This is a genomic window from Companilactobacillus kimchiensis (genome assembly GCF_001438805.1).
Classification (GTDB): Bacteria; Bacillota; Bacilli; order Lactobacillales; family Lactobacillaceae; genus Companilactobacillus; species Companilactobacillus kimchiensis.
The window spans coordinates 54,633-69,789 of the sequence record NZ_JQCF01000009.1 but is presented as its reverse complement, the minus strand read 5'-3'; the positions used below and the strand labels follow the sequence as shown (position 1 = coordinate 69,789).

General features: G+C 35.9%; 10 protein-coding genes. 5 read left to right on the top strand and 5 right to left on the bottom strand.

What is annotated here, in order from left to right; all coding sequences use genetic code 11:
* Positions 1–306 precede the first annotated feature (306 nt).
* Positions 307–1,218 carry an L-lactate dehydrogenase gene (locus tag IV57_RS06315; protein WP_057880661.1) on the bottom strand — a complete coding sequence of 304 codons (912 nt, stop codon included), beginning with the start codon at positions 1,216–1,218 and terminating at the stop codon, positions 307–309.
* A 219-nt stretch (positions 1,219–1,437) separates the two neighbouring features.
* Between IV57_RS06315 and IV57_RS06310 the strand changes: the two genes are divergently transcribed.
* On the top strand, positions 1,438–2,433 hold the full coding sequence (locus IV57_RS06310; RefSeq protein ID WP_057880660.1) for a helix-turn-helix transcriptional regulator: 996 nt from the start codon (positions 1,438–1,440) through the stop codon (positions 2,431–2,433).
* A 445-nt stretch (positions 2,434–2,878) separates the two neighbouring features.
* Here IV57_RS06310 and IV57_RS06305 read toward each other — a convergent pair whose 3' ends face one another.
* A complete protein-coding gene (locus tag IV57_RS06305) occupies positions 2,879–3,934 on the bottom strand; it encodes a D-alanine--D-alanine ligase (protein WP_057880659.1) in 1,056 nt (351 codons plus the stop codon).
* Positions 3,935–4,109: 175 nt separating this feature from the next.
* On the opposite strand from IV57_RS06305, the gene IV57_RS06300 reads away from it, so the two are divergent.
* Together IV57_RS06300 and IV57_RS06295 are read left to right on the top strand one after the other, a co-directional pair.
* The gene (locus tag IV57_RS06300) at positions 4,110–5,054 is read left to right on the top strand and encodes a DUF1002 domain-containing protein (RefSeq protein ID WP_057880658.1); all 945 of its coding nucleotides are present in this window, start codon (positions 4,110–4,112) and stop codon (positions 5,052–5,054) included.
* A gap of 603 nt (positions 5,055–5,657) precedes the next feature.
* Entirely contained in the window at positions 5,658–8,378 is a 2,721-nt protein-coding gene (locus IV57_RS06295; RefSeq protein WP_057880657.1) for an HAD-IC family P-type ATPase, read from the top strand.
* Positions 8,379–8,817: 439 nt separating this feature from the next.
* Here IV57_RS06295 and IV57_RS06290 read toward each other — a convergent pair whose 3' ends face one another.
* The 3 genes from IV57_RS06290 to IV57_RS06280 form a co-directional block, all read right to left on the bottom strand.
* Complete coding sequence (locus tag IV57_RS06290; protein ID WP_057880656.1) at positions 8,818–9,702, bottom strand: alpha/beta hydrolase; 885 nt, start codon at positions 9,700–9,702, stop codon at positions 8,818–8,820.
* A gap of 77 nt (positions 9,703–9,779) precedes the next feature.
* Positions 9,780–10,661, bottom strand: a complete 882-nt coding sequence (locus IV57_RS06285; RefSeq protein ID WP_057880655.1) for an AraC family transcriptional regulator — start codon at positions 10,659–10,661, stop codon at positions 9,780–9,782.
* A gap of 168 nt (positions 10,662–10,829) precedes the next feature.
* Positions 10,830–11,522, bottom strand: coding sequence for a ribonuclease H family protein (locus IV57_RS06280; RefSeq protein WP_057880654.1), 693 nt, complete (start codon positions 11,520–11,522; stop codon positions 10,830–10,832).
* A 69-nt stretch (positions 11,523–11,591) separates the two neighbouring features.
* Between IV57_RS06280 and IV57_RS06275 the strand changes: the two genes are divergently transcribed.
* Positions 11,592–12,347 (top strand): alpha/beta hydrolase, encoded by a 756-nt coding sequence (locus IV57_RS06275; protein WP_057880653.1) that lies wholly within the window; start codon positions 11,592–11,594, stop codon positions 12,345–12,347.
* Positions 12,348–12,356: 9 nt separating this feature from the next.
* Positions 12,357–15,149 (top strand): YhgE/Pip domain-containing protein, encoded by a 2,793-nt coding sequence (locus tag IV57_RS06270; protein WP_083488915.1) that lies wholly within the window; start codon positions 12,357–12,359, stop codon positions 15,147–15,149.
* The last annotated feature ends 8 nt before the right edge of the window (positions 15,150–15,157 follow it).

Sequence of the window (15,157 nt, the reverse complement as noted above, 5' to 3'; positions counted from 1 at the left end):
CAGATAATATGGACCATTTTTGTCGTTAATTATAGAGCCAAATAAACTAGAAAACATTAAATTAATTTAAGTAATTAAAAATAGAAACAGCCAATCTAGTCTGGAGCGAGAGCAATTCGGGGGCTAAGCAGTGATATTTCTCTTACCTAGCGTACTTGGCTAGGTTAGTGAAAGACTCGATTTTGAAACAATTTTGTACTTTAAATTGGTTCAAAACGATGTCCACTGCGTTCCAGTCCCCCGATATTGCCGAGCGGAAGACGGCAGTATAATAACAACTTCGTTGATTTACACCCTAACCAATCCTTATTTAAGATTCTTCTTAATATAGTCAGCTGAATATTGAAGTTTGTCCAATTCTTCTTGTGGCAAATCCAGTTGCAATTGTTTCAAAATTCCATCACGACCAACAATGGCTGGATATGATAGGTAAACTCCATATTCTTCACGATAGTTTGAAACTGGTAATTCAATATGGGCATCATTCAAAATTGCCAATGACAAACGAACCGCGGCAGTTGAAATACCATAGTTGGTATAACCTTTACCATCAAAAACAGTAAAACCACCCATTCTGACATCTTCATTGATTTGATCCAAATCAAGGCCACTGTCTTTAGCTAATTTGGCTACTGGTTGATCCATAACCTTAACAGTTGACCAAGCAGTAAATTGAGAATTACCGTGTTCACCCAAGTTGTAACCTGAGACCGATCTAGGATCGACTGCAAAAGCCTTGCCCACAGCACGTTTCATTCTGGCTGAATCAAGTAAAGTTCCTGTTCCGATAACTCGTTCTTTAGGAAAACCAGTTACTTGTTGATACATTGAAGTCATCACATCGTTAGGATTACTGATAACGACTAAAATACCATGAAATTTTGTTTGTTTAATTTTTTTAGCTACTTCGGTAACATCATCCCCAGTTGGTTTTAGTTCGCCAAAACGGTTCGGATGATCGCCACCAATCAAACTAATATGGCCAACGGCTGAAATAATAATATCGGCATCGTCTAATTCAGAATAATCATTTACAGAGATATTAGTATGTGTTGGTAAATTAGCCATGGCATCTTCAAAATCCAATGCATCTGACTTCACCTTTTTTTCGTTCTTATCAATAAGTACTAAATCGTCGACAAAGCCACTAGATACAATGTAATGAGCACAGGCAGCGCCAACGTTTCCCATTCCAATAATTCCAATTTTTCTTGTCATAAAAATAATTCCTCACAGTCAAAGATTTTTAATTAAAGTTCCATATATCATCATACGCCAACCCTCTAATTATATAAAAAAATGCCATATTCCTAAAGGAATATGACCTATGATTATTCTCAACAAATTGATGTAATAGTATTAAAAATCATAATATATCATAGCGAGTGATATTATATTAAACAAGTAATATTTAAGAAAGGCTTGGCTAACTATTAAATGACGAAAGATGATCATATAAAAAGTAATCCTCGTATCACTAAAATTTTTGCTCATATGTTGCAATTTGAAAGAATGAATTTAACTACAACTTCTGAAAAATTTTCAACCTCTAAACGAACGATTCAACGTGATATGCAAACCATTCACAACAATGTTAATAAAATGGACCATTACAATTTTCATCATGATATTGAATCTGATGATTATTTTCTGACTCAAAACGACCTCGTTTCTTTCAACGAAATTTTTGCTATTCTAAAAATACTGATTGGCTCAAGAGCCTTTGGTAAAGAAGAACTTGCTATGATTGGCGATTCATTAGCTAGCGTCGTGGCAACTGAAAAACAGCCGATTGTTAGTAAAATGTTAACAACGTTGAACGATAGCTACTTACCAGTCAATAATTCCAATCACTTAATTGAACTTGTTAAAAAATTTAGCGAATGGGTCAATAATCAAACAACCATTAGCTTCTATTATATTAATAGCAATCCAAAAGGACATTCAAAAGATGAATCCGTTGGGATTCCCTTAAGTCTATATTTTGCCAATAATTATTTCTACGTCACCATGTATCGTGAAAAGACTCATAGTGATGGTGGAAAAACATTCGTTTACCGTTTGGACCGTTTCAGAGACCCTCGCCCTAAAGTTAAAGGTATCAAAGTTCCTCGTGACAAATGGATCGATGAAGAGTCAATTCGCACCAATACTTATCTTTTAACAAGTGGTAGTAATATCAATTATAGTTTGATTTACCGCGGTTATCCTCAAACTGCACTTGATCAGCTTCCCCATTCTAAGGTCAAAAAAAATTCTAACGGTCAAATTGAACATGATTCTGACCATGGGGTCAAAATCTCAGGCAAAATGAATTTGAATGGTTTGAAACTTTGGGTTTTGAGTCAAGGAAGTCTAGTCACTGTCCTTAGTCCTAATTCATTAATTGAAGCTGTGAAAAATGATTTACAAAAAACATTGGATCTTTATTAAAAATAATCAAAAGCCTGTATTGACTGAATAAATCGATTCTTATTCAAGTTTGGTTAAAGCATAAATCAACAGAGTTGGTATTAGACTGCCGTCTTCCGCTCGGCAATATCGGAGGACTGGAACGCAGTGGACATCGTTTTGAACCAATTTGAAGTACAAAATTGTTTCAAAATCGAGTCTTTTACTAACCTAGCAAAGTACGCTAGGTAAGAGAAATCTCACTGCTGAGCCCCCGAATTGCTCTCGCTCCAGACTAGATTGATTGTTTCTATTTTTAGTTACTCAAATTAACTTAATAGCTTCTAATTTGTTTAGTTCTATCTCAACGACAAAAATAGTCCATATTATCTGACACTATGATCAGCTAATATGGACTATTTGCATTAAAAATATTATTTAGTCTGAAGTAAAAATCGGGAAACTAAGTTAACTTCCACTCTTTTAATTATTTTCTATCTTCGTAATATTGAACTTTACTCTTAATGATTCTTTCACAGAGATCAGGATATGAAATTCCAGCAGCTTCAGCTTCTCTAGGCATCAATGATAATGGTGTCATACCTGGCAAAGTGTTAGCTTCCATAACGAATAATTGCTCGTCACGCATCAAGAAATCAACACGACCGTAGTTGCTCATTCCTAATGATTCAAAAGTTTTCTTTGTCAAAGCTTGCATTTTGGCGTGAATTTCATCATCCAAGTTAGCTGGTGGTGTGATGAAATGAGTTACCGTGTTTTCTTGGAACTTGTGTTGGAAGTCATACCAACCAGTATCAACTGTAACTTCAACAGCTGGAAGAACTAAGCCATCAACGATAGCAACTGAGAATTCACGACCCTTGATATATTCTTCAATCAAAGCTTCGTCATCAAATCTCAAAGCATCAGCAACACTTTCTCTTAATTCAGTAGCGTTATTAACGATATGTGTTCCCACACTTGAACCACCATTAGATGGCTTAACAACCATTGGATAGTTAAATGGAATATCTTCTGACAAGATCTTAGCAGTTTTAGTAGTTGTGTACAAAGCTGTTGGAATCTTATCTTGAACAAAAATTTCTTTAGAATATTTCTTGTCCATTGCCAAACCTGAAGCTAATGAACCACTACCCGTATATTTGATATCAAAAACATCAAAGACTGCTTGCATCTTACCGTTTTCGCCATCTTCACCGTGAAGTCCCATGTAGACAATATCGGCGTGTTGACAAATTTTAAGAACATTACGACCAAGCAAGCCTCTAGTTCCATCGGTACGTAGGTCATTGATCTTTTCGTCAGTTAAAACTTCATCATCAATAACAAGTTTTTGTTCACTTTCTGGTTCAGTTGTAAAAAGATCATCGATCTTATCTTCATCAACATCTTTACCTAAAAATGAATCAACATAAGCCACTTCATAACCCTTGCTGCGTAATGCATTGGTAATTTTAACTCCGGAAGATAAAGAAACATTTCTTTCTGTACTTCTTCCACCTGAAAGAACAACAATTTTCATTGTGTTTTACCTAATCCTTTTTAATTTATTATTTAAGCGTAATCTTCGAACCTAAAGAATAGCATACTGCCAGGCAAAATACCATTTTCAATTTTAAGATTTGAAAAAAAATTGCTGAAATTCTCGAATTTTTCATATTTCTCTGGTTTAATTATCAATAAGGAGGATTTTAGCCGTGAAAAAGTTAAATATCATTTTATTAAGTTTAGTATCTTTAATCACACTAGGAGTTTTTTCTACTCAAAGTGTCAAAGCTGACGATCTAAGTGATCAACCAGTTATGACTTTAGGAACATCATTAACTGATGACCAACGTCAAGGTACTATCAGCGCTCTATCTTCACAAATTAACGATAGCAATTACAAAACAATCACCGTTACCGGAGATACATTAGTTAAATACTTGAATCCAAGTGGGAGCTCATTCACTAGTAACTCTGGTGTTTGGTCTTCTGCCTTGATTCAAAAGACTTCATCAGGTTCAGGTATCAACGTCAAAATCGTTGATTATAATGGTAAAAACAATATCACTACCATTACTGCTGACCAATATCGTAATGCCGCTGTTACTGCTGGTATCAGTGATGCCAACATCTATGTAACCTCAGCTACCCCAATTGATGGATCAGGTGCTTTGGCCGGTATCTATGCTGCTTATGCCAATAGTGGTGATACTTTGAATCAAAGCCAAGTCAATGCTGCTCAAAAAGAAATGGGTGTTTTAAGTGGTATTACTGATGCTAACAAAGGTACTGACGGTTATTCTGATAAACAATTGAATAATGCCGTTGCCGGTATGAAATCAGATATCGCTCAAAAAGGTGATAACATTACCGTTAACCAAATCACAACTATTGTTAACAACAACTTGCAAAAGAATAATCTTCAAAATATCGTTAATAATAACCAGAAACAACAAATCATCAATCTAATGGTTCAAATTAGAGATTCTGGTGCTTTGAAAAACTCTAACTTTAAAGAACAGGCTTCAAAATTAAGCAACGACATCATGAGTAAAGCTAAGAATGTTTTCAACAACTTAAATACTCAAGAAAATCGTAATTTCCTACAAAGAATCTGGGACAGTATTGTTTCATTCTTCAGTGGATTGTTTAACTAAATGAAATAAAAATCTCCTTGTTAATGGTTTGTGTAAACCTATTAATATGGAGATTTTTTATTAGTTCACTGCCGCCTTACGCAAAAATCGAAATCGGCCGGAACGCCATGGGCACGATTTTGATTTTTACTACAGGTTAATATCATTTTTTATTATTCGTCATATCAATTTTAAAGTTAGATAATCTAGATTATCTAACTTTAAAATTTAATTACTATTATTTATAACCAAATAATAATTAACCAATACTCTAGTCTGGAACAAAAATTGAGATTGGCTCAGTAGTGAGGTTGTTCTTAGTGGGGAACCCACTTAGAACAAGGCCGAGCTTTAAGACAACGTGATCTTCGTTGGCTCAAAGTCGCGCCCACTACGTTCCAGCCAAATCTCAATTTTTGTGGAAGACGGAATCCTTCAATTAACCAAGATTCTATTTTTCACATCTTTTCTTTGACAACCAATCAAATACCAAATATCATATATTAACTAATAACAAAACAAATTATTTATACAAACTGAAAGGATGTGGGCGCCTTGGTCTTTGCTGTAGACAACAAATATCAATATATATCAAATAAATACAACTAGGAGAAGATGTTATAAATGTTAGAAGATAGTAATTACAAAACCACCGACGATCCTGATGCGACGGAACCACCCGATGCTAAACCACAACTGTGGCAGCTCACTGAATCAGAATTAGGTAAAAAATACCAAACCGATACTGAAAAAGGACTCAGTAGCGCTGAAGTTAAAAAACGAATGGACCGAAACGGTCGTAACGAATTGGAAACGAAGAAAACTTCCAAGTTTATCCAATTTATCAAACAATTCAATAACAGTATTATCTATATTTTAGCTGCTGCTGCTATCATGACTTTCTTGATGCATCGTTATTCTGATTCAACCGTAATCGGCTTGGTTATTATTGCCAATGCCATCATTGGATATATTCAGGAACAACAAGCTGGTAATGCTCTGGAAAAAATTCGCGAAATGCTAGTTTCTAAAAACTTTGTTTTTCGTAATGGCGAGAAGTTAGAGATTGATGCTCGTGAATTGGTGGTTGGTGATTTAGTCAACCTTGAGGCCGGTGATGCTGTTCCAGCTGATCTGCGTCTAATTTCAGCCGATAACTTGAGTGTTCAAGAATCAATTCTTACCGGTGAAACTAATCCGGTTGAAAAGATCGAAGAAGCTATTCCTGATTCTAAATTACCTTTAGCTGAGCGTCAAAATATGGTTTATGCTTCAACGGCTGTTACCAGTGGTTCAGGTTTAGGTATTGTAGTCGCCACAGCCAGTGACACTGAAATCGGTCAGATTCAAGATTCTGTTGAATCCGTTAAGGAAAAGCCAACTCCTTTGATGCGTAATTTGAATTCTTTAGGTTTTGGACTTTCAGTTGCTATTCTAATCGCTGCTGTAGCCTTGTTCATCATCGGTTACTTCTTGGATACCTATAGTTTACCAACACTGTTAATTGCTGTTATCACCATGGTCGTTGGTTCTATGCCCGAAGGTTTACCCGCTAGTACCTCAGTTGTTTTAGCCATGGGAACCCGTAAAATGACCAAACGTAATGTGATTGTCAAATCATTACCCGCTGTTGAAACACTTGGTGCAGTTGATATTGTCAACACTGATAAAACTGGTACTTTAACTAAAAATGAAATGACTGTTAAACAAGTCGTTACTCCTGATCACACTTTTGACGTTACCGGCGTTGGTTATGATGCCGACGGTGGTGTTGATTTCACTGGTGATTTAGAGCTGTCTGATCAAAAATACGATTGGCAAAAAGATTCCAATATGAAATGGTTGATCGATATCGCTGGTCAAACGACTGATGCTCAATTACATTTTGAAAACAATCGTTGGGAATTAAACGGTGAACCAACTGATGGTGCCTTAACAACCCTTTATCGCAAGATGACTGGTAAAGACCCTGAAGTTGATGAAATTGATTCATTACCATTTGATTCTGCCTTTCGTTACTCAGCTCGTTTGGCCAGCTTAAATGATCAACGGGTTTTAATGGTCAAGGGCTCACCTTCAACTATTCTAAGTTATACAAACTCAAACACTGACCAAGATTATTGGAATCAAAAAATCAAAGAGTTATCTTCCAGCGGTTTACGTGTAGTGGCTTTAGCCTACAAGCCTGTTGCACCAGATATGGAAGATATTCAAACTGATCAAATCAGTAATTTGACGATGGCCGGTATGGTCGGAATTATTGATCCCCCACGTGAAGAAGCACGTAAATCGATTCACGAATTACGTATGGCTGGGATCAAAGTCAAAATGATCACAGGTGATCATCCTGATACAGCTTCCGCCATTGCTAAAAAATTAGACTTGGATTCAGTTATCAGTGCCATTACTGGTCCTGAGATTGATGCCATGTCTGATGAAGAGTTAAATGAAAAAATTGATGATTACAACGTCTTCGCACGAACCACTCCGGCTAATAAACTACGTATCGTTCAAGCTCAACAGGCCAATGATCATGTCGTTTCTATGACTGGTGACGGCGTTAACGATGCCCCTGCTCTGAAACAAGCCGATATTGGTGTAGCTATGGGTATCAAAGGTACCGAAGTTGCTAAAGAATCAGCTAATATGGTGTTAGCCGATGATGATTTTTCAGATATTGTTGTGGCTGTTCGTGAGGGACGTCATGTTTTCGATAATATCCGTAAAACGATTCGTTTCCTATTACCTACTAGTTTTGCTGAAGGTTTAATCGTGGTTATCAGTATCCTCTTGGGACAAGATTTACCACTTTATCCTGCTCAGTTACTTTGGATTAACATGGTTTCCGCTTTAACGATTCAGTTTGCCTTTATTTTTGAACCACCAGAAAATGGCATTATGGCTCGTGGTCCAAGAAATGTTAAGGCCGGATTATTGACTAAACTAGATACTTTTGAGATTGTTTACGTTTCGTTATTGATTTCTGGACTTGGTATCTGGGCCTTCGATTTCTTGACAGGTAAAGGTATGCCCGAGGTTATTGGTAGTACCATGGCCTTGAATATCATTATCTTTGGTAAGATTTTCTATCTATTTAATTTACGAAATGACCATCCAGTTATTTCCAAATACTTCTTCCAAAATAAGATGGCTTTCTACATTATTGGAATTTTGATTGTCCTACAATTGGGTATCATCTACCTACCATTCATGCAATCAATTTTCCACACAACTAATATTAATCTTTGGTATGGTTGGATCATTCCAATTATTGCTGGGGTAATTATTTTAATTGTGACTGAAATTGGAAAGTTCATTCGTTTCCATATGTTACAAAAAGACTAGAGATCATGAGTAAAAACGTAAGTTTTATTAATTTGACGTCTTCCACAAAAATCGAATTTGGCTAGCTCAGTAGAATTTCACATCTTAGCCAATTTCAGTTTTTGTTCCAGATTAGATTATTTTAGTGAATGCTTATTTACTCAAATTAATATCAATAACACAAGAGCCCATATTAACTGATGTAATAATGTCAGATAATATGGGCTCTTTGTGTTAAAAAAATCATTCAATAACAGATTATTCTTAATCAACAAAACGATTAAAATATTATTCAGTCTGGAGTAAAAATCGGAATAGGCTCAGCCGGGAGATTCTTCTAAATTGGCGTACTTGGCCAATTTAGAAAAAGACTCGATTTGGAGACAACTCTGAACTTGAGTTGGCTTCAAACGATGTCCTGCGTTCCAGCCTATTCCAATTTTTATGGAAGACGGAAAATTTATACACGGTATTTATTAAAGAATTTCATTTCATCATCATTAGCTTGTTTAGCTATCTCGTCTCTTTGATTAATTAAGAAAACGTGTCCTCTAGGATTTTTTTCATCTCCATACATCTTACAAATATGTGAAGCACCTCTAGCTGTCAAAAATCCATCTAATTTAATAGAATTATTTCTAATAAAATCTTCATTCGCAGTCGCAATATAAGTTGGTAAAAAATTTTGATCAATATACTTTTCAGTATTTAGTTTTTCCTTCTGTGAATCACTAGTATCAGTGAAGTAGCTACTTAATGCACCACTAATAACTCCTGGATCCAAAATAAAAGTGGCTGGACTATTTAAGGCAGCAGCTCTGAAATGTAAATCGGTTAGTTCATAACCAAACAGTTTACGATATTCGGGATTGGTCAAAATAGTAATGTACTGCTCTGCCATTTGGCCCCCGGCACTATCTCCAACTAAGAAAACATTATTAATATCTAAGCCATATTCTTTTGCATGGTCAGCAACCCAATGAATATATAGATTCACTTCGTCCAGTTCATCTGGGAAAGTAGCATCAGGCGCCAAAGTGTAATTAGGATTGATGAAAGCAAACCCTCTTTGAGCCCAATTTAAACCATAAAATTGGTATGTCTCTTTAGTTCCGTAACAGAAACCACCACCATGAATATTAATAATAGTTGGAATTGGTCCATTGACCTTTTCAGGCAAATAAATATCCAACAAATTCCATTTAGAGTCAGGACCATAGGCTAGATTATCGATTCGTTTAACACCATCAACTTCAGTTGGTAGTCCCGCATCCCTTTTATCATCACCTGCCTTAAATAGTTTTCTCATTTCTAAAATTGCATTAGTCATTTCTTCAGTAGCCATCTTGTAAACGCCTCCACTTAGCTTATGCGTCTATCTTAAAAAAAAAACTGATTGATTAATATATAAATATTAACCAATCAGTTATTGTTTTTTAGCTTTTTTTCTTGATAAAAATCTGAAGCACTTTTTTGATATGTAAATTTAAAAGCTTGATTCATGGCCTTGGTACTAGGAAATCCGTTTTTAATTGCAATTTCAGTTAAATTTCCGGCTTGTCCTAAAATATCTATGTAGGCATATTGCGCTCGCACATCACCGATATATTGCCCCACTGTCAATGACATATGCTTTTTGAAAAAGCGGGTCAAATATTCTTTAGAGACATTTATTTTGTCAGCAATATCTTCCAGCTTCATTTTTTCAGAGTAATGTTCATGAACGTACTTGGTAATTATTTGTATTCGTTCAACTGCAAAGTCTTTTTTACCATAGATCATCCCTGAATGTTCTTTCGAAACCGTAAAGAATTCAAGTAATAATTGTAAAACCTTCACCATCAATGATTCTAATTTTAAATTAGTATATTGATCATTCGTATTCAATAATTGATATATTTTATAAAGCAGACATTGTAATTCCAAATACTCATTCCTTTGTATCTCACTAAATTGTTCAGGGTCATTAATTGCAATTATTTGATTATCTATTTCCGGATATAACCTGTGAGCGTAATCATATGGAAAAATAATTGAAATAGCACCATTTTCCTTTTGAGGGGCACTTCTAATGCTATGTACCAATTGAGAATTGACCACTAATATTTTGCCACCGGCCGTCTGATAATGATGATTGTTAATTTCAAAGTCATTAATTGACCCACTGTTGGTAAAAGATAATTCTATGCCTCGATGCCAATGGGGTGCGATATAGGCCGGTGTATCAACTCCGTCGAAACGAAACAACCACGCAGAAAGTGGCCTGTTCAAAGTAACTTGCTCATGCTCATATGATTTACTCAATAAAACCAAACCTCTCTTTTACTTCAAATTCGGTAAATATAAACCAAGAATAGGTAAATATTGACTTTAATTTTATGACAACCTGATCTTCATTGACTCAAAGTAGTATCCATTACGTTCCAGTCGAATTTTAATCTTTGTGGAGGACGGCGGTAAATCGTTGAAGATCTACATCTTATCCATAGTTTCGTTTAACAATTCATCAACCCGATTATTACCAACATTAGTTGCGTGACCTTTAGTCCACTCAAAAGTTTTATTCGGAATTGTAGGCAATAGTTCATCCAATTGCTTCCATAGCTCTACATTGACTGGAACGCTGCCATCAGCCTTTTTATAGCCACGTTTTTTCCAACCATTCAACCAATTTTTGGTAATAGCATTCAAAACATATTGAGAATCTAAGACAAAAATCGCATTTTGTGTGTTGATTTTTAACTCATTTAAACGAATAATACTCTGAATCAGGGCCATTATTTCCATACGGTTATTGGTTGCCCCAAATTCTCCACCAGTTCCTTCATATGTCTGGTCATTTCCATTAATATGGTAGGCCCATGCGGCCTTATCAGACGTTTTAACATGACCACCCTTAAAGTTACCATGATTTCTGGAACCACCATCGGTATAAATCACTAAATCATAATCATCAATATTAGAAACTTTTGGTTTAGAAGATTTTTTAGTTGCGGAAGTTTTGTTATGAGAATCTTTGGCCTCAAGAAACGCTTGAGCCTGGGCTCGATCCGGAAAACTTTTGTATCTAGCACCGGTAAAACCATCGACTTGAGCCTTACATTCTGGCCAAGTTAAATAGATTCCAGGTGTCTTGCCACGTCTTACTGCATAATATTTTTGCAATTGTCATACCTCATTAGGTTAATTTTTCTTAATAATAATTATATAATAATATATTGTTGGGGTGAATTTATGAATAATGGACAATGGCCGATTCTCTACATCCACGGATTTCGTGGTGGTGATTATACAACTGAGAAAATGATCGAATCAGCTTTGAAATGTGACGGCAAACAACCGGACGAATTTCTTAAAGCAACGATTGATTGGAAGGGTAAAGTTATATATGAAGGCGCTTGGACAAAGGATGAACATCCCATTGTACAAGTTGTTTTTCAAAACAAATGGGTGGGCAGCAACCAAATGGAATATTGGTTAGTGAAGCTCTTATTTGATTTACGATTAAAACATGAATTTACTACATATGATGCAATCGGTCACTCTTTGGGTGCCGTCGCCTTAGTCCTAGTCAACCTAAGAGAAAAAATGCGTCCTTATATGCCACGACTTAAAAAATTAGTACTTATAGCTGGACCATTTAATGGAATTATCGGCTTAGGAGATCTTCCCAATATCAACCAGATTAAACCAGATGGCCGACCAACTTTCATGAGTCCTACTTATTTTAGAATTTTTGTTAATCGAAAGAACATTTCAGATGATTTACGCGTCCTAAATATTTATGGCAACGTCGGCGATCAATCAAACAGTGATAAATACATCTCCGTTACATCAGCCAAATCAATCTCATATATTTTAAAACCCCATGTTAAGGAATATACCGAGTATTTAATCAAGGGCTCTAACGCTGAGCATTCAATGTTACATGATGATTCTGAGATTTTAGACATGGTCAACGGGTTCATTTACTACAATCCGTTATCATAACGTTATATAATGACATTACGTCAATCAGTTTTTAAAAGAGATTTGGAGGGGATTTCTATCAAAGCTTGGGAGCTATTTAGATTAGATTTAAAGAGGACATTACAGTCAAAACCCGCAACATTGTTGATGCTGGCTTTGATTATCTTACCATGTTTATACTGTTGGTTTAACGTTTGGGCTCTATGGGATCCTTATTCCAATACCGGTGGTCTAAAAGTTGCTGTTTATTCAGATGATCAAGCAGTTGAACTTGAGGGTCAAAAAATAGAAATTGGTGATCAGTTGATTGCCAATCTTAAAAAGAACAAAAAATTAGGTTGGACTTTTGTAGATTCTAAGAAGCAATTGGACCAAGGTGTTAAAGATGGTTCTTACTATGCTGGTATCTACGTACCAAAAACTTTCTCAAAGGATATCGTCAGTTTCTTATCTGGTACTATCAAGAAACCTACTTTGGTATTCTCGGTTAACCAAAAAATAAATGCGGTCGCCCCGAAGTTAACCGAGTCGGGGGCCACAACGTTACAAAATACCGTTTCAGATGAATTTATCGGAACAATCAGTAAGACTGTTACCAAGGTGTTAAACAAATCTGGTGGTGATCTTCAAAAGAATCTTCCTATGTTGAGAAGACTTTCAACTTTACTGATCACAACTGATGACAATTTACCTGAATTACAAGACATCATGGATAAGGTTCAAAAGGCCAATACTATCGTGCCTAACTTGAATCAGAAATTACAACAAGCTAACGACATGTATGGTTATATCCCCTTGTTAAATCAGGATGCTCAAAAAATCGTTAACTTAAATAACTTCTTACCTCTAGCTGATGCTGGTGGTGGAGCTGCTAAACAATTACAAAATAAAATTCCCGAAATTCAAAATGCCGGTACTCAAATCAATGAAGTCGATTCTGACTTTGGTAAAATTTCTGATTTGATGACTACTAGTATCAACCAAGTTCAAAATGGTCTCCAGGTGATCGACAAAGTTCAAGCAGTCGTTCCTGACATTCAAAAACTTGGTGAAGATGCTCAAAATGCTACTAACAAAGCTAATAATGAATTGATTCCTAAGATCCAACAAGCCTTGCCTGTTATCAAAACAACTGTCGATACTGGTCTCTCAATGGTCTTTAATATTGCTAAGCAAATCAGTACTTCAATGAGTAACGTCAACGCTTTGATCGACAAGATCAAGAATGATCCTAAGAATCAACAATTAAAAGAACAACTCAAGACTGTTCTTCAAAACATCGCTACAGATGCTGCTCAATTATCCAAGATCAGTCGTCAAGTTGCTTCATCATTAACCGACCTTCAAAACTTCTTTAACCGTTTAGCTGAACAATTAGGCCGTGATAAGACAACTATCTTTGACACACCTATTCAACATCTCAACGATTTAGCTGATTTGAATGATACCTTAGCTGACAAGGCTAACGATATCTTGAATAATTACGACACACTCGATACAACTCAACTTCAAGACAAGATCTCCGATCTTTCATCACAAGCTGACAAAATTGCTGACGGCGTAACAGCTATTAAGGCGCTCAATATTATGGATAGCGTTTCAAGCACTATCACAGATATCAGTAACTTCCTTAAAGATGCTGGAACTACCTTGAGCCAAGTTAACAACAATATCATCCCTGCTATTCCAGGACTTTTGAATAACACTAAAGGTGTGCTCGAAACTGCTTTGACATACTTACAAAAGTATCAAAAACAATTACCTGCTGTTGGTAACGAGATTCACGATGCCAATCAATTATTGAACGGTAATATGGGTAACATCACGACTGGTATTAACCTAGTCAACGATTTTTATGCTAATGACTACCCTAATTTGAAGAAGAAATTATCAACTGCTACTTTCTTTGTTCAATATCAATTACCACAAATTGAAAATGAGTTAACTACTACTCTTAACTTAGTTAACTCTAAAACTCCCGAACTGGAACAATCATTATCGGCTGCTAACGACTTTGCTGCTAACGATTGGCCTCAGTTGAAGAAAGATGTCCATCATTCAGCTAAACTCTTACGTAAGGGCCAAAAGAACGTTGATTTAGGTGCCTTGATCAAATTGATGAAGTCTGATGCTAATACTGAATCTGATTTCTTCTCTAATCCAGTTAAGTTAAAGCAAGTTAACCTTTACGATGTTCCTACCTATGGTTCTGCCAGTGCTCCATTCTACTTGGCTTTGTGTATCTGGGTTGGTGCCTTGCTACTATCAAGTGTCTTCACAGTTCACTTCCAATTAAATGATCGTCAAAAGTATCGTTATAGCTTTAAACAAAGATTTAACGGCCGTTATTTAACTTTCGGTTTCTTGAACCAATTACAGGCTATTGCAGCGGCACTTGGTAACTTATTTATCCTTCATGCCTATACAAAGGAAAAAGTTTATCTGGTACTCTTCTGTATGCTGGTAAGTTTCGTCTTCATATCGATTCTGTACTCGCTGGTTCAAATGTTTGGTACAGTCGGTAAAGGTCTAGGAATCATCATTCTGGTACTATCAATTTCTGGTGCTGGTGGTAACTTCCCGGTTGTCCTATCTGATGGATTCTTTAGATTCATTAATCCATATTTGCCATTTACTTATGCGGTCAATCTGATTCGTGAAGCCGTCGGTGGAATATATTGGCCTAATGCATCCAAAGATATTATTATATTAGTAGCCTTTGGTGTAGTCTTCTATCTACTTGGTTTATTGACTACTGAAAAAATCAAACCATTTATGCATAAACTACACAAGAGTGCTAAGAAGAGTATGATCATCGAATAATCTTGTTT